At 50.3% G+C, this 22,070-nt stretch carries 21 protein-coding genes; 13 read left to right on the forward strand and 8 right to left on the reverse strand.

The window, feature by feature from the left end; all coding sequences use genetic code 11:
* Positions 1–87: 87 nt before the first annotated feature.
* The gene (locus tag AWQ23_RS11610) at positions 88–645 is read left to right on the forward strand and encodes a hypothetical protein (RefSeq protein ID WP_223209904.1); all 558 of its coding nucleotides are present in this window, start codon (positions 88–90) and stop codon (positions 643–645) included.
* A gap of 40 nt (positions 646–685) precedes the next feature.
* The gene (locus AWQ23_RS11615; protein WP_062435595.1) at positions 686–1,843 is read left to right on the forward strand and encodes an aminotransferase class V-fold PLP-dependent enzyme; all 1,158 of its coding nucleotides are present in this window, start codon (positions 686–688) and stop codon (positions 1,841–1,843) included.
* A gap of 533 nt (positions 1,844–2,376) precedes the next feature.
* Here AWQ23_RS11615 and blaOXA read toward each other — a convergent pair.
* Positions 2,377–3,231, reverse strand: coding sequence for a class D beta-lactamase (blaOXA, locus tag AWQ23_RS11620; RefSeq protein ID WP_062435599.1), 855 nt, complete (start codon positions 3,229–3,231; stop codon positions 2,377–2,379).
* A gap of 152 nt (positions 3,232–3,383) precedes the next feature.
* On the opposite strand from blaOXA, the gene AWQ23_RS11625 reads away from it, so the two are divergent.
* The 5 genes from AWQ23_RS11625 (at position 3,384) to AWQ23_RS11645 (ending at position 8,258) form a co-directional block, all read left to right on the forward strand.
* A complete protein-coding gene (locus tag AWQ23_RS11625; RefSeq protein ID WP_062435601.1) occupies positions 3,384–3,902 on the forward strand; it encodes a hypothetical protein in 519 nt (172 codons plus the stop codon).
* Between the two features lie 9 nt (positions 3,903–3,911).
* Positions 3,912–4,334 (forward strand): YraN family protein, encoded by a 423-nt coding sequence (locus tag AWQ23_RS11630; RefSeq protein WP_062435604.1) that lies wholly within the window; start codon positions 3,912–3,914, stop codon positions 4,332–4,334.
* A gap of 48 nt (positions 4,335–4,382) precedes the next feature.
* Positions 4,383–5,873, forward strand: a complete 1,491-nt coding sequence (locus tag AWQ23_RS11635) for a BCD family MFS transporter (protein WP_062435607.1) — start codon at positions 4,383–4,385, stop codon at positions 5,871–5,873.
* A gap of 66 nt (positions 5,874–5,939) precedes the next feature.
* Positions 5,940–6,869, forward strand: coding sequence for a UDP-glucuronic acid decarboxylase family protein (locus tag AWQ23_RS11640; protein WP_062435610.1), 930 nt, complete (start codon positions 5,940–5,942; stop codon positions 6,867–6,869).
* A 39-nt stretch (positions 6,870–6,908) separates the two neighbouring features.
* Positions 6,909–8,258, forward strand: a complete 1,350-nt coding sequence (locus AWQ23_RS11645) for a UDP-glucose/GDP-mannose dehydrogenase family protein (RefSeq protein ID WP_062435613.1) — start codon at positions 6,909–6,911, stop codon at positions 8,256–8,258.
* An 11-nt stretch (positions 8,259–8,269) separates the two neighbouring features.
* Here AWQ23_RS11645 and sbcD read toward each other — a convergent pair whose 3' ends face one another.
* Positions 8,270–9,496: an exonuclease subunit SbcD gene (sbcD, locus tag AWQ23_RS11650; protein ID WP_062435615.1), complete on the reverse strand. Its 1,227-nt coding sequence runs from the start codon at positions 9,494–9,496 to the stop codon at positions 8,270–8,272.
* On the opposite strand from sbcD, the gene AWQ23_RS11655 reads away from it, so the two are divergent.
* Genes AWQ23_RS11655 through AWQ23_RS11665 form a run of 3 tightly spaced genes read left to right on the forward strand, consistent with a single transcriptional unit; the run spans position 9,464 to position 13,267 of the window.
* On the forward strand, positions 9,464–11,047 hold the full coding sequence (locus AWQ23_RS11655) for a peptidoglycan-binding protein (protein ID WP_198158651.1): 1,584 nt from the start codon (positions 9,464–9,466) through the stop codon (positions 11,045–11,047). The genes sbcD and AWQ23_RS11655 overlap by 33 nt on opposite strands.
* Positions 11,044–11,886 (forward strand): type I methionyl aminopeptidase, encoded by an 843-nt coding sequence (gene map / locus AWQ23_RS11660; RefSeq protein WP_062435622.1) that lies wholly within the window; start codon positions 11,044–11,046, stop codon positions 11,884–11,886. The genes AWQ23_RS11655 and map overlap by 4 nt, the downstream gene beginning before the upstream one ends.
* 58 nt (positions 11,887–11,944) lie before the next feature.
* Entirely contained in the window at positions 11,945–13,267 is a 1,323-nt protein-coding gene (locus tag AWQ23_RS11665) for a DUF3370 domain-containing protein (protein ID WP_062435625.1), read from the forward strand.
* Between the two features lie 58 nt (positions 13,268–13,325).
* On the opposite strand, the gene AWQ23_RS11670 is transcribed toward AWQ23_RS11665, so the two are convergent.
* The 5 genes from AWQ23_RS11670 to def all read right to left on the reverse strand — a co-directional run bounded on the left by AWQ23_RS11670 (position 13,326) and on the right by def (position 17,822).
* Positions 13,326–14,744 carry a ferredoxin:protochlorophyllide reductase (ATP-dependent) subunit N gene (locus AWQ23_RS11670; RefSeq protein ID WP_062435628.1) on the reverse strand — a complete coding sequence of 473 codons (1,419 nt, stop codon included), beginning with the start codon at positions 14,742–14,744 and terminating at the stop codon, positions 13,326–13,328.
* Positions 14,741–15,178: a DUF5331 domain-containing protein gene (locus AWQ23_RS11675; protein ID WP_062435634.1), complete on the reverse strand. Its 438-nt coding sequence runs from the start codon at positions 15,176–15,178 to the stop codon at positions 14,741–14,743. Before AWQ23_RS11675 ends, AWQ23_RS11670 begins: the two co-directional genes overlap by 4 nt.
* Positions 15,179–15,247: 69 nt before the next feature.
* The gene (locus AWQ23_RS11680; RefSeq protein WP_062435638.1) at positions 15,248–15,607 is read right to left on the reverse strand and encodes a DUF5331 domain-containing protein; all 360 of its coding nucleotides are present in this window, start codon (positions 15,605–15,607) and stop codon (positions 15,248–15,250) included.
* Between the two features lie 183 nt (positions 15,608–15,790).
* Positions 15,791–16,657 carry a ferredoxin:protochlorophyllide reductase (ATP-dependent) iron-sulfur ATP-binding protein gene (gene bchL / locus AWQ23_RS11685; protein ID WP_012307943.1) on the reverse strand — a complete coding sequence of 289 codons (867 nt, stop codon included), beginning with the start codon at positions 16,655–16,657 and terminating at the stop codon, positions 15,791–15,793.
* Between the two features lie 601 nt (positions 16,658–17,258).
* The gene (gene def, locus AWQ23_RS11690) at positions 17,259–17,822 is read right to left on the reverse strand and encodes a peptide deformylase (protein ID WP_062435641.1); all 564 of its coding nucleotides are present in this window, start codon (positions 17,820–17,822) and stop codon (positions 17,259–17,261) included.
* Positions 17,823–17,894: 72 nt separating this feature from the next.
* Between def and AWQ23_RS11695 the strand changes: the two genes are divergently transcribed.
* Positions 17,895–18,299 carry a DUF4332 domain-containing protein gene (locus AWQ23_RS11695; protein ID WP_030006849.1) on the forward strand — a complete coding sequence of 135 codons (405 nt, stop codon included), beginning with the start codon at positions 17,895–17,897 and terminating at the stop codon, positions 18,297–18,299.
* 130 nt (positions 18,300–18,429) lie between these two features.
* The gene (locus tag AWQ23_RS11700) at positions 18,430–19,404 is read left to right on the forward strand and encodes a CHAD domain-containing protein (RefSeq protein WP_071884929.1); all 975 of its coding nucleotides are present in this window, start codon (positions 18,430–18,432) and stop codon (positions 19,402–19,404) included.
* Here AWQ23_RS11700 and AWQ23_RS11705 read toward each other — a convergent pair.
* Positions 19,367–20,200 carry a DUF3598 family protein gene (locus AWQ23_RS11705; RefSeq protein WP_062435660.1) on the reverse strand — a complete coding sequence of 278 codons (834 nt, stop codon included), beginning with the start codon at positions 20,198–20,200 and terminating at the stop codon, positions 19,367–19,369. The two genes, AWQ23_RS11700 and AWQ23_RS11705, sit on opposite strands and share 38 nt — an antisense overlap.
* 442 nt (positions 20,201–20,642) lie before the next feature.
* Between AWQ23_RS11705 and AWQ23_RS11710 the strand changes: the two genes are divergently transcribed.
* Positions 20,643–22,019 carry a choice-of-anchor I domain-containing protein gene (locus AWQ23_RS11710; protein ID WP_157072226.1) on the forward strand — a complete coding sequence of 459 codons (1,377 nt, stop codon included), beginning with the start codon at positions 20,643–20,645 and terminating at the stop codon, positions 22,017–22,019.
* The last annotated feature ends 51 nt before the right edge of the window (positions 22,020–22,070 follow it).

Consider the following 22,070-nt stretch of genomic DNA (forward strand, 5'->3'; position numbering starts at 1 on the left):
GACCCTTCTCACCAGCACTGCCTGACAAAACCAATGGAGAAAGATGCGAAAAGCCCCTTGATCCTGATCATTCCCTGCACCCTGTTAATGACTGTATTTTTCAGTGTTTGGACGATCTGTGTGGTGGCGATCGCCTGTGTGGTGGCCTGGTATCTCTGGCAACAGTACCGCTGGCAACAACTCTCAATCACCCTCACCCCCGATTTCCGTCGCCTGATCGAAGCCAACCAAGGGAAAATTACCGTAGCCGACTTAACCCTGGCTACGGGCTTATCGGGGAATGATGTCCGTTGGTTTCTCGAACGCAAAGCAAAAGAGTACGCCGCCCAGGCTGTGGTTTATCAAAAAACAGGCATTGTTTATTATTTTTTGACGAGCGGTGCCCTGGGCAGTATGTTCAATGGCAGTGATCCCGAAATCCCAGAGCCAGATCCCCAGGAACCCACGCCACCACCCTTAACTCCAAAATCACCGCCAGCACCGATGATTCAAACGGAACTCGCGAAACGTTTTTCCGTACATCCCAGTACCCTCCGCAAACGCCGGGGCCGTGATAATTTTGCTGAATGGAGTCAGGCCAAAGATCCCGATAATATTTCCTGGCGCTACGATCCCAATACCCGTCAGTTTTCGCCCCAGCAATAACCCTGTTCATTTTTACCCCCATAATTTCATTCATTCTCCCATGCCCGATCTGCACCAACATCGCCAACAGTTTCCTGCCCTTGCCCACAAAACTTACTTTAACTACGGTGGCCAGGGGCCGTTACCCCAGTCGAGCCTTAATGCCATCCTCGACAGTTATCACCAGGGCGAACAACAGGGGCCTTTTTCCCTCGCCCAGGGTCAATGGGAAACGGGCATCATTCAAAAATTGCGGGGGGTGATCGCCGCTGAACTCCAAGCTCAACCCCAAAATATTGCCCTCACCGAAAATGTAACCGCTGGCTGCAACATTGCCCTCTGGGGAATCAACTGGCAACCGGGGGACGAAATCCTCCTCGGTGATTGTGAGCATCCAGGCATTGTCGGCATTGTCCAGGAGATTGCGGCCCGCTTCGACGTGAAGATTCGCATTTGTCCCCTCTTTGACACCCTCAATGGCGGTGATCCCACGGCGGCGATCGCCCAACATTTAACCTCCCGAACCCGCCTCTTGGTGATTAGCCATCTTTTTTGGAATACAGGCCAGATATTGCCTTTAAAGGAAATTTGTACCCTCTGCCATGGCCAAAATACCCTGGTGCTGGTGGATGCGGCCCAATCCTTCGGGATGCTACCCCTCGATTTGCCAGCCTTGGGGGTCGATTTCTATGCCTTTACGGGTCATAAGTGGTGGTGCGGCCCGGCTGGGGTCGGCGGACTTTATATTTCCACCGAGGCGATCGCCCAGCATCGACCGACCTTTATTGGCTGGCGGGGGGTAACCCAGTGGGAGAAAACAACTGAAGTAGCCCTCGCCCAGGATGCCCGCCGTTATGAAGTCGCAACTTCCGCTTATCCTCTCTACGTTGGCTTAATGGAGGCGATCCATTTCCACCAACAATGGGGCGATACGGCCAGCCGTTATCAACAAATCTGCGATCGCAGTGCCTACTGTTGGGAAAAACTCAACGCGATCCCCCAGGTGCAATGTCTCAAGGCTACGCCACCCGCTTCGGGGTTAGTCTCCTTTCAAGTCGATACAGCCCAAAGCCACAGTGATATTGTCAAAGCCCTCGAAGCCCAGGGGTTTTGTCTCCGGACGATCCGCTTCCCGGACTGTATCCGCGCCTGTACACACTACTTCACTACCACCGCAGACATCGACCAATTGGCGATCGCCCTCACCACCCTCACCTGAGGCTCCCAAAACCTTTTAGATGAAACAGCGCTATATCTACTCATTATTGTTTCTATTACCTGGCTTCTCTGTCTCTCTACTGGGTACTTGGATAATAATGGGTACTGTCTTCGGAATACTCTGGTTATATGTCTTTGGCGACAATCCATGGCCAACGTGGATAGAGCCGCTGATATCTGTCTTGTTTTTGTTAATATTCTCTGGCTCATGGCTAACAATTACCGTAGCGGGCTACCGTGTCGGCAAAAAATTAGAGGCGAGGTCAGGGTTTAAAAGCAAACACCTTTGGCTATCTCTATGGGCAACCTTACTACCAATCGCGATTATCTTGCTCCATCAGTTGGGTAATGGCAACCTCGGCCCCAAATCTCCACAAGAACGTTGTCACGACTATTGTCGTTATCATGGCTATCAATCCAGCAGCACATCGCCACAGAACTCTGGCGGACAACCCTGTAGTTGCCTGGGACAGTATGGTGCGGTGGAAAGCATACAGCCGATTGATCAATTGCCACGCTGAAGGGCGGAAGCGGTCAAGGCAAAATCCCCAATTCCTGTAAACAGCGACGGGTAACCTCCAGGCGAGCGGAACCATCTTGGGGACTGTTGATATCAATGTTGGTCGCAAAAAAGTACACATCATCATAGCCCACATACCAACCGATATTCTGAACTTCGGGGTTCCCAAAACCAAACCAGCCTGTTTTTGCTTGAATCGTGTAATTGGGGGTTTGCTCGGCGATCATGATTTCCTTGACCGTGGCGATCGCCTTAGCTGAGAAAGGTAACTCATTGGCATAGAGACGGCGCAAAAAGTCCACTTGACCTTGGGGCGTGATTTGTAATGTGCCATTAAGCCAAAACTGATCAATATTCTCTGGAGTGCCAATGGTTTGATTACCATAGGCGATCGCCTCGATCCACTGTTTCATCCGGTCATGGCCTGTCCTGCGGGCCAAAACTTGATAAAACCATACCGCCGAATATTTGAAGGCTTCCTTTAGATTCAGATCTCGATTCCACACCGGTAATTCCCGCGTAATCCCATCCCAGGTGAGCAACGCCAGCTCATTGGGGATTACCCCCGTTTCGAGGGCAATCAAGGAATTGGGAATTTTAAAAGTTGACGCGACCGGAAAAGCGGTGCGGTTGCGGTGGGCATTGTACTGAAAAGTCCGGTTGGCTTTCAGATCGTAGATTAGGATCGACCCCTCGACTTCCAGGGCTTGGAAATGCTGCTGGAAATCAACCGTCTCCGGTACTGTGGTGAGGGATGGTGGAACTGCTGCCAATCCTGGTAAATCGCTAGACAGGGTGTATATCCCCATGAAGGATAAGGAGGTGCCCATCAGCAATGCTACGGTTCGAAAGGGGATCAAGGCAGGCATGATTGTACAGGGTAATCGCTTATCACTTCATCCTAGGGCCAAAGAGTTACGGTGAATTTGGTTTCATGCCTTGTTTGTCGATGTTCCCAAAGAATCATTCAAGGCGATCGCCTACAATCAAACTTTGAAGATTCCATTGGTTTGTCGTTGCTATGAATTATCTGATCGCCGTATTCCCAGACCGTATGACCGCCGAAGAAGCCTATACCCAACTGGAAAAAGCTAAAGTTCCCACCAAAAATCTAGCTATTGTTGGTCAAGGCTACCAAACCGCCGATGAATTTGGCTTTATCGATCCCTCTAAGCAGGGGCGCAAGCGAGCAAAATTGATGGCCTATTGGCTAATCCCCTTCGGCTTCTTTGGGGGTTTTGTCTTCGATTACATTACGGGGTTAGATACCTTCGCCTGGGCTGGCACACCGGGTAATCATATTGTCGGGGGTCTCGCTGGGGCTGTTGGCGGGGCCATGGGGAGCTATTTCGTCGGCACAACCGTTGGCTTGGCGGTGGGGAGTGGCGATGCCCTACCCTATCGTAATCGCCTCAATGCAGGGAAATACCTCGTGATCTATAAATATGAGTTGAATAAATATCGCGATTTGGTGACCCGTCTACTCCAGGAGCAAAATCCGGAAAATCTCCAGGGCTATTCAGAATCTGGAGGGATGTAAGCATTTGCCATGGCCGACACCCCTTCACCCGAAAAATTAGCGGCCCTTGCCGTTGGTGAGCAGGGAGAGCTTTTTGTAAAGCAGCACCTCGAAAGCCAAGGTTGGCAAATTGTCGCAACCCGTTGGCGCTGTCGTTGGGGAGAATTGGATTTGGTGGCGTTCCATGCCCAGACAAAAATTCTCGCTTTTGTAGAGGTCAAAACCCGACAACAGCGCAGTTTAGACCATCAAGGCTTACTGGCGATCACCCCCAGCAAACAACGCAAAACCATTCGGGCGGCAATGCAATTTCTCGGCAATTTTCCCCAATATGAAACCTACGGTTGTCGCTTTGATGTGGCCCTTGTCACCCATAGCAAAACTGCAACCTTCCCCCAGGGTTTCCGCCTAGCTACTTACTTGGAAGGGGCATTCGAGGCCGATGCATTCTAGAATGTAGGGTGTTTTCCGTGATTCTTAAAGCCCTGTGGCGATCGCCCCATGACCACTTCTGAACTTAGCTCTACCTCCGCGCAAAATTTACCCACTGTTGGCCCCTTTACCATGTTTCGCCTGGGACTTTTTAATCTGGGCTTGGGTCTGATGGCGGTGTTGACCCTGGCGGTACTCAACCGGGTGATGATTAGTGAGCTGGATATTCCGGCGACGGTGACGGCGGGGGCTTTGGCGGTACCACAATTTATGGCCCCCGCGCGGGTGTGGTTCGGGCAACTGTCCGACAGCAAAAAGATTTTTAAGCTCCACCGCAGTGGTTATGTCTGGATTGGGACGGTGTTGTTCGGTTCGGCGGTTTTTGTGGCGGTACAAATTGTCTGGCAGTTGGCCCTAGCGGTGCGGGAAAATGGCGGTTGGGCCTGGTCTGGAGAGATGTTGCTATGGGCGATCGCCCTGGGAGCAGTGCTCGGTTTCTATGGCCTTGCCCTCAGTTCTACATCCACCCCCTTTACGGCGCTGTTGGTAGATATTTCCGATGAAAATAATCGCTCAAAAATTGTGGCGGTGGTCTGGTCAATGTTGTTGCTGGGGGTTGTGATTGGCGGGATTAGTGGCAGTATTTTCCTCGATCAGGTACAACAGGCCGGGGTCATCCTGGGAGCCAATGCCGGAGCGATCATCACCCAAGGGGAAAAGCTCCTGAATACGCCCATCGAAAGTTTACAGGGGCCAATTAATTCTCTGTTTCTAGTCGTGCCGGCGATCGCCTTTGGTTTGGGGCTACTCGGTATCCTTGGGATCGAACGCAAATATTCTCGCTTTAGTCGGCGGACTGCCCCCACAACGCGGGAAGACCAAATCACCTTTCGGGATTCTATTAAAGTCGTCCGTAGCAGTCCACAAACAGCCATTTTCTTTAGCTTTCTGGTAACTTTTACAATCAGCCTATTTATGCAAGAAGCGGTGCTGGAGCCCTATGGCGGTGAAGTGTTTGGGATGTCCATCGGCGAGAGTACCCTGCTTAATTCCTACTGGGGGATCGGTGTCCTCGTGGGGTATAGCGTGACCGGATTTTTGGTGGTGCCGCGCCTAGGGAAAAAAAATACTGCCCGTTTAGGTTGTTTGCTCACAGCGGCTTGTTTCTTTTTAATCATTTTGGCAGGGTTCACCCAACAGCCGCAGATCCTCAGATATGCCCTCGTTCTCTTTGGGATGGCCACGGGGATCGGCACCATTGGCGCGATTAGTTTAATGCTTGATCTCACGGCCGCCGAAACCGCTGGTACTTTCATTGGCACCTGGGCGCTGGCCCAAGCGATGTCCCGGGCGATCGCCACTTTAATGGGGGGAGTCGTGTTAGATATTGGGCGGGCAATTTTTCAAACCCCCCTCTTGGCCTACAGCTCTGTTTTTGTGCTCCAAGCCGTGGGGATGTTCAGTGCCATTTTTATTCTCAATAACGTGAATATCCGCGAATTCAAAGAAAATACCAGGCAGGCGATCGCCACGATCCTCGAAGGAGAACTAGATGGCTAGACAAAGTGTCTATCTCTCGCTACCGTTAGGAAAACCATCTGAACAGTCATCGTTCCAGAACTAACCATGCGAATTCTAGTGACCGGCGGCGCAGGGTTCATCGGCTCCCATCTCATTGATCGCCTGATGACCGAAGGCCATGAAGTCATTTGCCTCGATAACTTTTACACAGGCCGCAAGCATAACCTTTTGCAGTGGATTGGCAACCCCTACTTTGAAATGGTGCGCCACGACATCACCGAACCGATCCGCCTCGAAGTGGATCAGGTTTATCACCTCGCTTGTCCTGCCTCACCGATCCATTACCAGTTCAACGCCATCAAAACCGTTAAAACCAATGTCATGGGCACCCTAAATATGCTGGGGTTAGCCAAACGGGTCAAAGCGAGAATTCTGTTGGCGTCTACCTCTGAAGTCTATGGCGATCCAGATGTCCATCCCCAGCCCGAGACTTACCATGGCAATGTGAATCCAATTGGGGTTCGTGGGTGCTACGACGAGGGGAAGCGGATGGCGGAAACCCTGGCTTTTGATTACCACCGTTCCAATGATGTTGATATCCGTGTCGCCCGAATTTTTAATACCTATGGCCCCAATATGTTGCCGAATGATGGGCGGGTGGTGAGTAACTTTATCGTCCAAGCCTTGCAAGACAAACCACTGACGGTCTATGGGGATGGTTCCCAAACCCGGAGTTTTTGCTACGTAAGTGATTTGGTCGAAGGTTTGATTCGTTTGATGAACCGAGACTTTATCGGCCCTGTCAATTTAGGGAATCCCGATGAGTACACGATTTTGGAGTTGGCCCAAACGATTCAGAATATGGTCAATCCTGATGTTGAGGTGGTCTTTGAGCCGCTGCCCCAGGATGATCCGCGTCAACGGCAACCGGACATTACCCGTGCTAAAACCTACTTGGATTGGCAGCCGACGGTGCCCCTCAAGGTGGGCTTAGAAAAAACGATCGCCTATTTCCGCGATCGCCTCGCAGAATAACTAACGGACAACAACACTAGAAATTCACTAGAGATTGCGATGAAAGTTTGTGTAATTGGAACGGGTTACGTGGGCTTGGTCACAGGGGTTTGCCTGGCGCACATGGGCCATGATGTCATTTGCATTGATAATAATGAGCAGAAAATCAAACTCATGCAGGCGGGGCGATCACCGATTTATGAACCCGGTCTAGCGGAACTAATGCAGCAAGAAATGGCCACCGGACGCTTGCAATTTAGTACAGACCTCAGTTTTGGTGTCAATCATGGGGAAATTCTGTTTATCGCTGTGGGTACCCCAGCCTTGCCAACGGGGGAAAGCGACACCCGCTATGTGGAGGCCGTGGCGAAGGGTATTGGTGAACATTTACCCGCCGATAGTTACAAAGTAATTGTTAACAAATCAACGGTTCCGATTGGTTCAGGGGACTGGGTGCGGATGATTGTCCTCGATGGAGTCAAACAGAAGCAAAACGGCCATACGGTGCAGTTTGATGTGGTTAGTAACCCCGAATTTCTGCGGGAAGGGTCAGCAATTTTCGATACTTTTAACCCCGATCGCATTGTTCTAGGTAGTAGCAACTCCAAGGCGATCGCCTTGATGAAACAGCTTTATGATCCCCTCATCCAAGGGCAATTTAGCGCGCCAGAACATCCCAAACCGATTCCGGTGGTGGAAACCGATCTCAATTCCGCCGAAATGATTAAATATGCCGCCAATGCTTTCCTCGCAACGAAAATTAGCTTTATTAATGAAGTGGCGAATGTGTGCGATCGCGTGGGGGCAGACATTCTTCAGGTGGCGAAGGGCATCGGCCTCGATAGTCGCATTGGTAATAAATTTCTCCAGGCAGGCTTGGGTTGGGGCGGTTCCTGCTTCCCGAAAGACGTGGCCGCTTTAGTACACACTGCCGAAGATTATGGCTACCAGGCGCAACTCCTCGAAGCGGCAGTGACGGTGAATAATCGGCAAAAATTAATCGTCGTCGAAAAACTCCAACAGGAATTGAAAATTCTTAAGGGGAAAACCATTGGTTTGTTGGGGTTAACCTTCAAGCCAGACACCGATGATATGCGCGATGCTCCATCCCTGAAGCTGATTGCAGAACTTAATCGTCTAGGAGCACGGGTGAAAGCCTACGATCCGATTGTGTCCCAAAATGGTATTGGCCACGGCCTATCAGGAGTAATTATCGAAGATAGCCCAGAAATGTTAGCAGATACCTGTGATGCTCTGGTTTTAGTCACGGACTGGCAAGAATTTTTGCACCTCGACTATGGACAGTTAGGCGATCGCCTCCAAAATCGGTTGATTATCGATGGCCGGAATTTCCTCGACCGAGACGCCCTCGAAACCCTGGGGTTCCGCTATGTGGGCATTGGCCATTAGTGTTTTAAGTTTCAAGTTGAGGTTTGTGACATCAGTTCTGTGGCGGTTTCGCGCATAGCCAGGGCAATATCCTGCAAATCCTCGCGGTTCGTGAGGTAAGTATCTAGGGCATTCATCGGATCGAGGGATTGACCAATGCCCAGTTCCGGTAGACGGGGCCGGGACAGTTGGCTCACCAGTTCCGCTTGAATGGAAGCTTGGTGGGCGGCTTTGAGGGCTTTTCTGAGGGCACGTTGGTCGATGAGTTCTGTTTGTTCGGGACGAATTTTGTAGATGAGACGGACAACGGTATCGGTGATCGAAACCTGTGCAATTTCGTTGAGAATTGCGGTTTCTGGCTCGTCTGCGTCGCTCACATCGATTTTGATCGTGCGGAACGCCCGGGCCGGGAGGGGCACAAATTCCCAGTTCGCGTGACCTTTGCGGAGGTTGATTAAAACATAGCCTTTTGCTTCTTTTTCCTCGCTAAAATCAACCCGTTCAATGCTGCCAGGATAGATGATGGGGGGATCATTGCTGGGGTTGAGGTTTTGGTGGCGGTGTACATGGCCGAGGGCCACATAATCAAGTTCGGAACGGTTCAAGAAAGCCACTGGAATATTAAAGCCTTTGCCTACAGCGAGGAAGCGCTCGGCCCCTAGGTTGGCGCGGTCGGCCATGAGATGACCCACCAGGATCGCGGGAATTTCGGGATTGAGACGACGAATTTCTGCTTCGAGAATCGGTTCGAGTTTCTGAAGGAGGATCTGGTGGATTTCGTTGAGGGTTTTGCCTTCGGTTTGTTGCCGGGTGAGGAGGGTGGCTTGGTTCAACCAGGGCAGGGTAATGATTTGCAGGGGGCCTTTGGGCAGTTCGAGGGTGTGGGTGCGGAGGCGATCGCCCACGATAAAGCCAGGCACCGCCAGGGTGCGATAGATATTTAAACTAGCGCCCCCATTGCCTTGGGAATATTGGTCATGGTTGCCGACGACGAGCACTGCCGGGATATTGTGGGCGACGAGGCGGCGAAATTGGCCCGCAAAGGCTTCGTGGATGTAGGGGGCGGGGGTGGCATCGGGGAAGGCATCCCCAGCAAAAATAACGAGGTCTACGGGGTCGGCGATCGCCCGGTCGATACAAAGCCCCAGGGTCTGCTCAAAATCTTCGAGGCGGGAATTGAGGCCGGTTTCTGGGTTCACCCGACCATGGGAAAAACCGCTGCCCATATGGATATCGGCGAAGTGAAGAATTCTGAACATGGTGGCGGTGGTTTATTTTTTCATTTCTTACAATGGAAGGCGATCGCCCCTCCCATCACCCCCAATCATAGTATGAAGCGTCACCGTGAGTCCGCCACCACTGTTTGTGAACGTCCCTCCCTCAAACGCCCCCGGCAACTGCAATGCCAGGCGATCGCCAATGATGATGTGGGTTATTTGCAAGCTTTTTTGCGGGCCGCCGGATTTTTACCCCGTTCAGCGGTGATTGACGGCATTTTTGGGCGCACCACGGAAGCGGCGGTGCGGTCATTTCAACGGGCGAATAAATTGCCGAAAACAGGCACCGTTGATCCCCGCACCTGGCAAACCATTGAACGTTACCAACAATTATTTTTAGCTTCTCCCGCGACGGCTGAACCTCCACCCCAACAGACCCCGAAACCCGCTTCCCTTTTACAACAAGATCGGCCCGAAAAACTGCTGTTGCGCCGGGGGGCTGGCTTTGAAATTTCGCCCCAACAGCAGGCCGTATATTACCTGCAAAAATTGCTGCAACGGGGTTTATTTATCCCAGAAACGGCTAAGCTGGACGGAAAGTTTGGTCGGCAAACGGAAAATGGGGTGAAGTTTTTTCAGGTGCGCCAAAAACTGGTGGCCGACGGCATTGTGGGGCTGTCCACCTGGGAAGCTTTGGAGAAATTCGTTTGGGATCAAGAGGCGATCGCCAAAAAATATGCTGATTTGCAACATTTTGCCACTGGGGACTTCCAAGCCAGTGACCGCAAATATCCCATCCTTCACTTGGGCGATGGTTTAGCGACGCCTCAACTCCACGCCTCGGTGCGTTATTTACAACGCTTGTTGCAGCGGCTGCTGTCCCTGGAGCATTTCCCCATTGATGGTCACTTTGGTTCCCAAACCGAACAGGCGGTTAGACGCTTTCAGATGATTGCGGAATTAACCATTGATGGCGTCGTTGGTGCTCAAACTTGGATGACGCTTTTGAATCAATGGGTGGAAGTTTATTTGCCCCTACGCCCCCTCAAAAGCTGTGGCGATCGCCTGATTGCCTCCTTAGAAAATTATCCCCATCAGGATGCCGCCCGCAAAACGATCCCGATGCTTTTAGAAACTTGCCAACGTTGCGGGATCATCGAACCGACCCAGGTGGCCTATATTCTCGCTACGGCGGGCCATGCAGGCGATTTTGGTGCCAGTCTTGTGGAGCCGACCCCAGACCCAAACCTCGAAAGTCGCCGCGATTTGGGGAATATCCAACCGGGTGATGGACTGCGCTACCAGGGCCGGGGCTTCGTAAAAATTGCGGGTCGGTTAAACTATACCCGGTGGGGCGATCGCACCGGGGTTAACCTTGTCGATCACCCAGACTTTGCTGCTGAACCTCACCTCGCGGCGATCATCCTCGTGCTAGGGCTACGCGACGGTTCGTTTACGGGCCAAAAATTAGACGATTACCTCAATGGCGATCGCCAAGATTTTTACCATGCCCGGCGCATTGTCGCGGATCTCGATCCCGCCGCCGCAATAATTGCCCAATCTGCCATTGATTTCCTCAAGGTACTCCATTGAAACAGTTACTCAACCTCCTCATTCCCGAACCCAAAAAAGCCCAAGTGGGCCTCCCCCGTCGCCGTAAAAAAAGCAAAGTCAAAATCAAAACCGCCGCTGAAATTGCGATTATGCGGCAATCGGCGCGGATTGTCGCCACCGTCCTTAAGGAAGTGAGTGAGATCATCAAGCCAGGAATGACCACCCTCGAAGTGGATGCCTATGCCGAACAGCGGATTCGCGAAATGGGTGCGGCACCAAGCTTTAAAGGGTACTACGGTTTTCCCGGTTCGATCTGTATCTCGATCAACGATGAAGTGGTCCATGGCATTCCCCGGGCCGATAAACGCATCCACCAAGGGGATATCGTCAAAGTCGATACAGGTGCCTTCTTCAATGGCTACCATGGCGATTCTTGTATTACCGTCGGCGTTGGCAAAAAGATTAAACCAGAGGCCAAACGGCTAATGCAGGCAGCCGAAGAAGCGCTCTACAAAGGCATTGAGCAGGTAAAAGCAGGCAATACGCTCCTGGATATTGCCGGGGCCGTCGAAGACCATGTCCACAGCTACGGTTACCAGGTGGTGGAAGACTTTACAGGCCATGGGGTCGGCCAAGCGCTCCATGAGGAGCCATCGGTGTTTAATTTCCGTACCCGTGACCTGCCCAATGTCATCCTAGAAGCGGGCATGGTGCTGGCGATCGAACCGATTGTCAATGCTAAAACCAAGGAAACCATTACCCTCGAAGACAAATGGACGGTGATTACCCCCGATAAGTCCCTGTCGGCCCAGTTTGAGCATACGGTGCTGGTGACGGAAACAGGCTACGAAATCCTCACGGATCGTAATCTCGTGTAACTACCCAAAAAGCGAAAAAACTCAATACAATGGGCGGCAATGTGTGTGGAATGTTGGTATGTTTTTTCCCTTCTTTGTTGCCCAAGCGCCGCCCCCAGTTGAAATTGTCCGTCCCCAGGAAGTACGAGTTTTACCAGGGCAGTTAGACCAAATCCCTGTGTTTAATAGCAACAGCCCAGAAAAGGTGTTGGGGGAAGGAATTCTGCTGTCCACATTTCCCGCCACTGGCAAAACCCATCCAGATGCCCACCTAGATTTTCCTTTTTCGGGACGGTTTGATCTGTTTGCCCACCACGTCGCCCAGGGTTCCCCGGAGGATCTACGCAGTCTGCACATTGGGGCGATCGCCTACAATCCGAGCGATCAACCCGTTACCCTTTATTTTCTCAATGGAGCCAGTTATTTAAGTCAACCGGATGCCCCTTTTATTGCCCTCGATCCCCAAGTGCCGAATCCGAGGGGGACTGTTTACGCTGGGCCAGGCAGTCGGGTAATGGATAATCTGCTGCGCCGTCGTCTCCAAGAACAGTTCCCGAAGCAGTTAACGATTGCTCCCAATAGCTACCAGATGATCTTTGATTTACCGATTCCGGTGCGGGAGTTGGAACCGCCCCTCAATGGCCGCTCGACCTACCTAGAGTTAAACAGCACTGGCCCCGTGTATGTGGCGAGTTTAGCCCTCTTTGAAAAACCCGATGGTCAAGGTGATTTCCGGCCTCCCACCCTGGCAGAATGGCAAGCGCTCTTAGAAACCGGGGAACTTTCTAGCCCCCGCGATCGCCCTCCCTCCGTTCCCGGTGCTCCAGGGGGATTAATCTATGGTCGGGTGGCTGGTGTTTCTGAAGGCAGCACTTGGAAAACCCAAATTTATGACAGTCCCACCTGGGATCTCACGATTCCTGCCCCAGGGGAAGCTTTTTCCTACGGCATTAGCACCCTCGTCGGCGGCACCCATGGCACGGGCCAAATCCAAACGGCAGAAATGTTGCGCCGCTATCCTGATACTGCCTATGCCGCCCACGGCAACTATGGGGTGCTCTACGATTTGACCCTGCCCCTCCACAATCCCACCGAGGCAACCCAAACCGTGGCGATCGCCCTTGAAACACCCATCAAACAAGATGCCACCGACGAGGCTTTGCGCTTTTTTGATCCCCTGCCGACGGCGACCTTTTTCCGGGGGCCAGTGCGGGTCAACTACAAAGATGATACGGGCCGTTTGCGTACCGACTATTTCCACCTTGTGCAAAAGCGTGGCCAAGCCGGAGAACCCCTCGTCACCTTGGAAATGCCCCCAGGCGATCGCCGTTTAGTGAATATCCAACTGCGCTATCCCCCCGATGCGACGCCGCCCCAAGTTTTAACCGTTAAAACCCAATAAAAAAAGAACCATCATCTTGATGATTCTCCTTGTTTAGCACTCAAATTGTGGGTGTTATTCAGGTGAGCACTTCTTCGCGGACTAACTTATCCCAGCCCAAATCCTTGAGGTTTGTATTGCGGCGTAGGGGGCGCGTGACCAGTTCAAGAATATCCCGCGCATTGGTAAAGCCGTGAATCTGGGCAAAGGTAAATTCCACTGACCACTTCGTATTGATCCCGCGCGCTTCCAAAGGATTCGCATGGGCCATGCCCGTAATCACCAAGTCCGGTTGCAGGGCGTTAATCCGTTGAATTTGGTTGTAATTGTCGGGTTTTTCGACAATTTTGGGGATCGGCGTTCCCATTTCTTGGCAGGTGCGGGCGAGGAAATCCAGTTCTGCTTTTTGGTAACGCTTGTCCATGTAGGGAATGCCAATTTCAGCGACGGTCATGCCACAGCGGATCAGGAATCGGGCGAGGGAAATTTCCAGTAAGTTGTCCCCCATAAAAAAGACCGATTTGCCGCGAATGAGTTGTAGATAGTCTTCTAAACTCTCCCAGATTTGTGCTTCCCGTTCTGCCAAGCCCTGGGGTTCGATGTCCAGCACGGAGCAGATTTTTTCAACCCAGGCTCTGGTGCCGTCGGGGCCAATGGGGAAAGGAGCACCAACGAGCTTACATTTGCGGCGACGCATCAGGGTAGTGGCAGTGCGGCTGAGAAATGGATTCACTCCCGCCACGTAATAGCCTTCTTGCACAACGGGTAATTCTGTATAGAGCTTGGTGGGGAGCCAGCCCGAAACTTTAACGCCCTGCTTCTTCAGTTCGTGTTCTAGGTTTGCCGCCACGGGATCGGGTAAAGAGCCAAACAAAATTAAGGGATGATGCTCTTTTTGTTCTGTGGCCACAGAGGGCGCGTCTTCTTTTTTCTTGAGGCCCAAATTCAAAAGTTTTTGGAAGCGAGTGGCGGCAGCGGCATCTTCTTCTTTTTCTTTTGCTGGGGCCGGGGGTTCGCTGGGACAACGATTCGCCATTGCTGCGAGGACAGTATCTTCGCCTTGGGTGAAAGCATAATCTAGGCCATTGGCACGGGCGACTACGATGGGAATGCCGATTTCTTCTTCGAGGCGCGGCGAAAAGCCTTCGAGATCCATTTTGATAATCTCGGTGGTGCAGGTACCGATAAAGACAATCACGCTGGGATTGCGATCGCGTTTAATTTGCAGACAGAGCCGTTTGAGTTCGTCGTAATCGTTGAGTTGGGCAGAAATATCGCTTTCTTCGAGTTCAGCCATGGCGTAGCGGGGTTCGGCGAAGATCATTACGCCCATGGCATTTTGTAAGAAATAGCCGCAGGTTTTGGTACCGATGACTAGGAAAAAGCTATCTTCAATTTTCTGATAAAGCCAAGCGACACAACTGATCGGACAAAAGGTGTGGTAATTGCCTGTTTCGCAATCAAAGGTTAAGTTCGGGGTTTCTTGAGCAACGGTCATGTTGTTTCTCCACTATTTTGTTTAATTTGTTCACGAATGTCGTCTAATTCAGAAGAAGCAGGTATTAAAGTTGCTTGTTGATTTTGACTAAATTTTCTTCTTTCAATCTCTAAAAAAGGATCAAAGTCTAAATCTAATGATTTGATGATTGAAGTTCGATCAGTTGTAGCTGTCATAATCACTTCAATAAATTCACATATCTGAGGAGAAAGTATCGAAACAACTCCAATCATAAAATCAGAATTCGGTCGGGAAGTCTGCCAATTTGCATCAATGAAGCTTTTTAAATCTTCCTCGATGTTTTCTTGGGTTTTAACCCAGAGACGATGAGAATCCATTAAATTGAAAATCCAAGTTTCGTTACGCTCACAGTAAACCAGCCATTTTTCTTTAAGTTCTTTCTTTAAATCTGTAAAATCTTTAGTGATATTCATAATTGATGGGAATGTGGATGATTTATTTTAGATCCCCCATATTTCAGGGGGATTATGTAAACTATTTGACTACTCGGTTGGCATTGAAATCTGAGCAGGAGTAGGAGGCGTAATCATTGGTTTTGCTGCCGCTCCTTTTTCCTCTAGGTTTCGGAGTTCCAAGAGTGGGTCAAAGTTTAGCCCTAAAACATCAACAATCGTGTCAAAATTCGCTTCAACTAAAGAAAACAGATAAAGACTTTCGGCGAGGCGGGGTTCCTTGGCGCTGATGGCACCGAGAACCACAGAACCTTGGGGACGACGGCCACCGTCGGGGGTCGCTACAGATTCGCCACGATCCATCAGGATATTTAGCCAGTCTTGGTTATTTTCAAAGTAATCTAGCCATTTGGTTTTGATGCTGGGTTTAATTTGCTCGAAAAAGCTCACAATATTTACTCTCCTCGTAAATCAACTGCAAGGGTTGTTTGACATTGGCGATCGCCTTTTTTGATCATTAGTGCCGTTTAGGGCGATCGCCTCTATTTTGAAGCAAAATTTAACCCATGAGGACGATCCAGGTGAGCGATTGCCGGATCAGCGATTTCGAGACCAAGCCCAGCATCCTCTGGCCTAGACCATCATCAGATCCAGCTCATCCTCTTGGGTCTTTTCGACGGGCGGATTGAGATAATAATCCGAGAGCAAACTAAACAATTCCCGATCCGAAGCTTCGCTGGGCACAACTCCCTCTGGAGCCGCTAAGACTTGATCAGCAATATTGAGATAAAAATCACAGACATAATCCAACATCGAGTCCCCTTCTGCCATCTCAAAGAGGGTCTTTCCCTTCACCCGCGACACCCGGATATCTTCGATGAGGGGCAACACTTCCAGCACAGGCATCGGCACATGGCTTACATATTTTTCGATCAAATCCCGCTTCGAGGTGCGGTTCCCAATTAAACCAGCCAGTCGGAGGGGGTGCGTCCGCGCTTTTTCTCGCACAGAAGCCGCAATGCGATTCGCCGCAAACAACGCATCAAAGCCATTGTCCGTCACGATCAAACAGTAGTCTGCGTAATTGAGTGGTGCCGCAAAGCCCCCACAAACTACGTCTCCCAACACATCAAACAGAATCACATCGTATTCATCGAAGGCATTGAGTTCTTTGAGGAGTTTGACCGTTTCCCCGACCACATAACCGCCGCAGCCAGCCCCAGCCGGCGGCCCACCTGCTTCCACACAATCGACACCGCCATAGCCTTTGTAAATAACATCCTCCGGCCAAATGTCTTCGTAGTGAAAATCTTTTTCCTGGAGAGTATCGATGATCGTCGGGATCAAAAAGCCCGTCAAAGTGAAGGTGCTGTCATGCTTGGGGTCACAGCCAATTTGGAGAACCTTTTTACCGCGTTTGGCGAGGGCGACGGAAATATTACAACTGGTGGTAGATTTGCCGATGCCACCTTTGCCGTAAACCGCGAGGGTCATTGTCATGGGATTGCGTGCTCCTAAAAAATTCCGTTAGCTGCATTATTGGCAATCCTTGGGGGAATGGAAAGGTGCAACGGTTTGGGATTTAGCGTTCAAACAGACCTAAAGAGACTTAGAGTTTTTTTAAAACCCTTAAAAGTCTAAAAATCACTCAAAACTACGATAAAAACTTTTTAGACATTATTTATGTCTTTGATTTATATAAATAAAGACAATAAACAAAAAATGGATTTACAAATAAACCTGAGTATAAATGCGGGGTCTGTCCAAAAAGGCGATCGCCAAATTTGATGCCCCCACACAATCCCCGCAGTAGGTGAATCGCCTTCCATAGACGAAAGCCAGCTTCTGTCTTTTGTAAAATCTGAGATTCAAAACAATGTTTGTGGCAACGATCCTTCTGGACTACCCCAGGCATTTGTTAACGAAACGTAAATTTTTCGTTGTTTGATACAAAACGCAACCTTGCCCAATATTAGGCAATAAAAAAGACGACCACCTCATAGGGCAGAACGTCTATTTCACTGGACGGCGATCGCCTCACACAAACGTCGTAGAGTACTAAGTTGCCGTCATGTTGAAACATGGAAAAGGCCAAAAAAATTTAGGCGATGCGCTGTACCGATTTCAGGGCAAATCCCCGTTGTTTTAATTGGCTGCTGAGGGCAATTTCATTTTCGACGCGATCCACAAACATCACCCCATCGAGGTGATCCATTTCATGCTGAATCACCCGGGACAACAGCCCAGAAGCTTTGATACGTTTGGGTTTACCCTGCTCATCCCGATAGCTCACTTCAATTTCGTCCGGGCGGATCACCCCAAGGTAGACTCCTGGAATGCTCAGGCAACCTTCTTCCATAGAACAAAGCTGTTTACCTGTTTTTTTAATTTCAGGGTTGATTAAAACCAGTGGTGCATTGGCCGGATTTTCTGGATCGGTATCAATGACAATGATGCGTTTGTTAACACCGACTTGGGGCGCAGCCAGACCGATTCCCTGGGAAGAATACATGGTTTGCAGCATTTCCTTCGCCAGGGTGCGGATTTCGTCATCTACTTTGGCGATGCGTTTTGCTTTTTGGCGTAGCACTTTGTCGCCGAGGTAATGGAGTTCTAAGGGAGGAGTATCTTGCTTTCCTTTTTCGACAGATATACCAACAGTCATAAATTTTCTAAAGTTTTAGGGTAACGACAATTTTTCTTGATATCATGTGCTTCCATTTTAACAAGGATTCCTATGGCTTCCTGTAATTGGCGGATTGCGGAGTTACCCGGTCTGAGCAAAGAACAACAGACCCAACTCGCCGCCCAAGGGATTCGCACCACCCATCAGCTTTTGTTAGCTACTCGCACACCCCAGGCAAAACAACAGTTAGCCCGTCGCCTCAAAATTCATCCCAATTACGTTTTGAAATGGGTGGCCCTGGCGGATCTGGCGAGAGTACCGAGTATTGGCACACAATATTGCGGCCTAGTATTGCACAGTGGCGTGGCATCGGTAAATCAGCTTGCCCAAACATCCTTTTCGCGACTCCACCAAAATATTATGAAGTTACAGGTGGCGAATCTCCAGCGTAAGGATCTGGCGCCGCCCCTGGGGTTGGTCAAGCAATGGGTGACAGAAGCACGACAGTTCCTTTAGACATTGGACTAGGGATTTGCTCTGGGAGGAAAAACACTGCAACCCAGAATCATTAAGCCTTGTGTGTTCTTAATCGGGTTTTAAAATTGCACCTCTTAAGATCGAGGTGGTGAGATTGATTTGGGCATAAATGATGCAGCCACCCCAAACACAAAGTTTTGGCGATTGGGCACATAAGGCGATCGCCAAGCATTACAAAAAAATCCTCAGCCACGAAGCGGGGGTTTTAGCTGACCGTGATCCGGAAGAATTGCACCAAATGCGGGTGGGGATGCGGCGCTTGCGGAGTGTGTTGTTGGGGTTTGCCCCTGCCCTGGTTTTACCGGAAGCTCTGACCCCGAAACAGGTGGGCCGTTATGGTCGGGTTTTGGGGAAGTTGCGGGATGTGGATGTGATGACCCTGACTTTTCGGGAGCGATATCTGCCCCAACTGCCGACCGTTGAAGTCACAATTCTCGAAATTGCCCTCAAAAAATTAGCCAAGCGTCGTCAAAAACAACTGACTAAGGTGCGGAAATTTCTCAACTCAGCCCGTTACGGGGAATTCAAAGGGGCGACCCAGGCCTGGTTAGATCAACCCCAATATCAGGCGATCGCCTCGGTGGATATTCAGCTGATCTTGCCGGATTTACTATTGCCCCAACTCAGCGAACTGTTGCTCCATCCCGGTTGGTGGGTCGGTTACAGTCCGAAGAAGCTTTCCAAAAAACAATTAGAAACACTTTTTGCGACCGACAGCCCAATTCTCCATGACCTCCGCAAGGCCGCCAAGCGATCGCGCTACACCATGGAAATTTTTGCGCCTTTTTATGGCGAAGATTATGCTGATCAGCTCCAGGCGATTAAGAAAGTCCAAACCCTCATCGGTTTGCTCCAGGATGATGCAGTGCTGCAAGCATTTCTAGAAAAAGCCCTCGGTAAAACGTTCGATCAGGAGTTGCCTACCCTCTGTCAAATTTTCCACGATAATCGCCACCAAACTTGGCACCAGTGGACAAAACTCCAGCACCAATTTCTCGATGCCGAATACCGCTATCAACTACACCAAACTCTCTGCCAACCGCAGCCTAGGCCACCCGTCGCTCAAAAATCAACGTCGAACTAACCCATTCACCCCGGTCATTGTAATTGCGCATGATCCGTTGTCGTTCGTTGTCGCTGACGAGCCAACCTGCTTCCACAAAAAAAGCTTGCCGCTGGGCCAATTGGGGCGGCACATTCATCGAAGCCCCATCGGGTAATAGCACCAGATTGCGGGGCGTACTGCCTTCCGTGAAGCGGATTGTGTTGCCTTGGATCTGTCCTTTGGAGGCGATGGCTTGGTGTTCTAATTCGAGGGTCTGGTGGAGATAATCGCCTTCTTTGCTGAGGGTTAAGCGGCTCTGGTGCACCTTGGGGGGATCAAGGTCGGGGGTGTAAACGTGGTATTCCGCTTCCCAGGTACCCAAAAGTTGTTCCACAGTCAGTGGTGGTCGTTCCTGGGCATTGCTTCCCTCGCGAAATTCTCGGATAAAGACCAATTTATTGAAGGTAAAGGCATCGCCATACATTTGCACCATCCGCATCCGGCGATCGCCTTTGATAAATCCATATTCGGCAATGAACGATGAGATGGACGAGAGACACATGGAACCTTTCGAGAAAGAGCCCGTATCGAAAAACATCGTGTGCCGCCCCAATCCGGTAAACTCCTGGGACATATTGCTGGTGGGTTCGCTGTCATAGCCGCCATTTTCAAAGCGCCGCAGGGTAAACAGCACCTTATCCCGATTCTCGTCGATGAGTGATAGGGTCAAAATAGAGGGGACTTCCGTGGTGATCTCACCATCTAGATTGACCCCCCCAAAGGAACCGCGCCAGTTCCCCAGATTTTTTAGAAAATTTTCCCACTGACTGGCCATCGTTATGTTTCCCTGACTAAACTGCACGGTCTTCTATTGTGCCGGAGAAAGAAAAAGGAAAGCAACTCCAGCATGGATCCATGCGGGAAGGTCAAGGTTAACAATGCTTCAGCATGGCTCTAATTCCTTCGCCTAATTAAGACATTATCCCCTTGATTTAATTACTTTTAGTTGCACCTTAGCTAAAAAATATTTGACTAAAAAACAATAATAAAATCACAAAAAATAGTCTTTACAAAATCTAAAATTAAACTTTGCTTAGTTTCTTTTTAATTCAATCAATTCTCTTTCCATTGTATCGTTGGGGTCGTGGTATTAATCAGATAAATATTAGGTAATGAACTTAAATAGTGGTGTGAAAAGCTTAGTGGCATCAATGGTGAAGCCCAAGCTACAAACTGGTTTCAAGTTAGCTCTCTTATCAACTCTTGCCGGCCTTCCATTGGGCACGCTAATCTTTCCGCCCCAAGCGATCGCCCAAAACGCAACTATTCGAGGTGAAGTTGTTTTCACATTAACGGATCTCGCCGGCGCAGAAATGCTCGCTGTCACAAAAGATGGTCGCCACGCCCTTGTGGTCGGCGCAAAAACAGCGACCTTAGTGGCGATCGAAGATAATGCCTTAACCGTCGAAGGGACTTGGACCCTAACGGACGAATTTTTGCCCGCAGGTTCTGCGGACGCCGAACTCACTGGAGTTTCCATTAGCCCAGACGGGGCCTTCGCACTCATCGGGGTCAAAGACGCAGATGACGCAAATCTGGATACCTTTGACGAAATGCCAGGCAAGGTCGTGGCCCTCTCTCTCCCCGATCTAGAACCCCTTGGGCACGTAACTGTAGGTCGCGGCCCAGACTCCGTGGCGATCGCCCCGAATGGTCAGTTTGCTGCCGTCGCCAATGAAGATGAAGAAAACGAAGAAGATCTGACGAACCTAGAAAACGGCGCTGGAACCGTTTCGATCATTGATCTCCGACGTGGCCCCAATCGCATGACCCAGGTCGAGGTGCCCATTCCCCCCGACAATATTCCCTTTTTCCCCCACGACCCACAGCCTGAGACGGTTCGCATTGCGGCTGATAGCTCTTTTATTGTCGCCACACTGCAAGAAAATAATGCTGTCGCTCGCATTGAAATTCCCTCTCCTTTGCCCAGACGTCTAACCCCTGATATCTTTTCGGTGCAAAACTTTGATGTCGGCATTCGTACGGGTTTCGGTTTAGTTCAAGATAAAGTTGGAGAAGGAAGCTGTCGTTCTGGCAGCTATGACCGATCCCTCAGACAAGAATTCACCTCTGCCCGTGAACCCGATGGCATTGCCATTACCCTAGATGGTCGCTACTTTGTCACCGCCGATGAAGATAATTTGACCAATGTCAATAACCAGTCCTACGAAGGAATTCCCTTAAGTCCCCATGGTACCCGCAGTATTAGTGTCTTTGACGCAACCACGGGTGCACTTTTGGGAGATAGCGGCAATTCCATCGAAGAAAGCATCATTGCCCTCGGCTTGCCCCAGCGCTGTAACAGCAAAGGCCCGGAACCTGAGGTTGTTTCTGTTGGTGTTGTAAATGGTCGTACCCTGGCATTCGTGGCGATCGAGCGTTCAGATGCGATCACAATCCATGACATTTCCAACCCCAGAAATGTTCAGCTGCTCGATACTGTCGTTCTCAACCCTGATGTTGTTCGGGCCGATCAAGAGGCTGGGTTTGAGCCAGAAGGGATTGAATTTATTCCTGCAACGAATCAAGTGATCGTCTCCAACCCAGAAGGCAACGCCATGAGCTTGGTAAACATCAATGTGATGCCACGCTAGGCTTTTTCTTGCGTTGAGTTTAAACAAATAAATAGTTAGAAGCTCAAAACC

This window comes from Picosynechococcus sp. PCC 73109 (assembly GCF_001521855.1).
Classification (GTDB): Bacteria; Cyanobacteriota; Cyanobacteriia; order Cyanobacteriales; family MRBY01; genus MRBY01.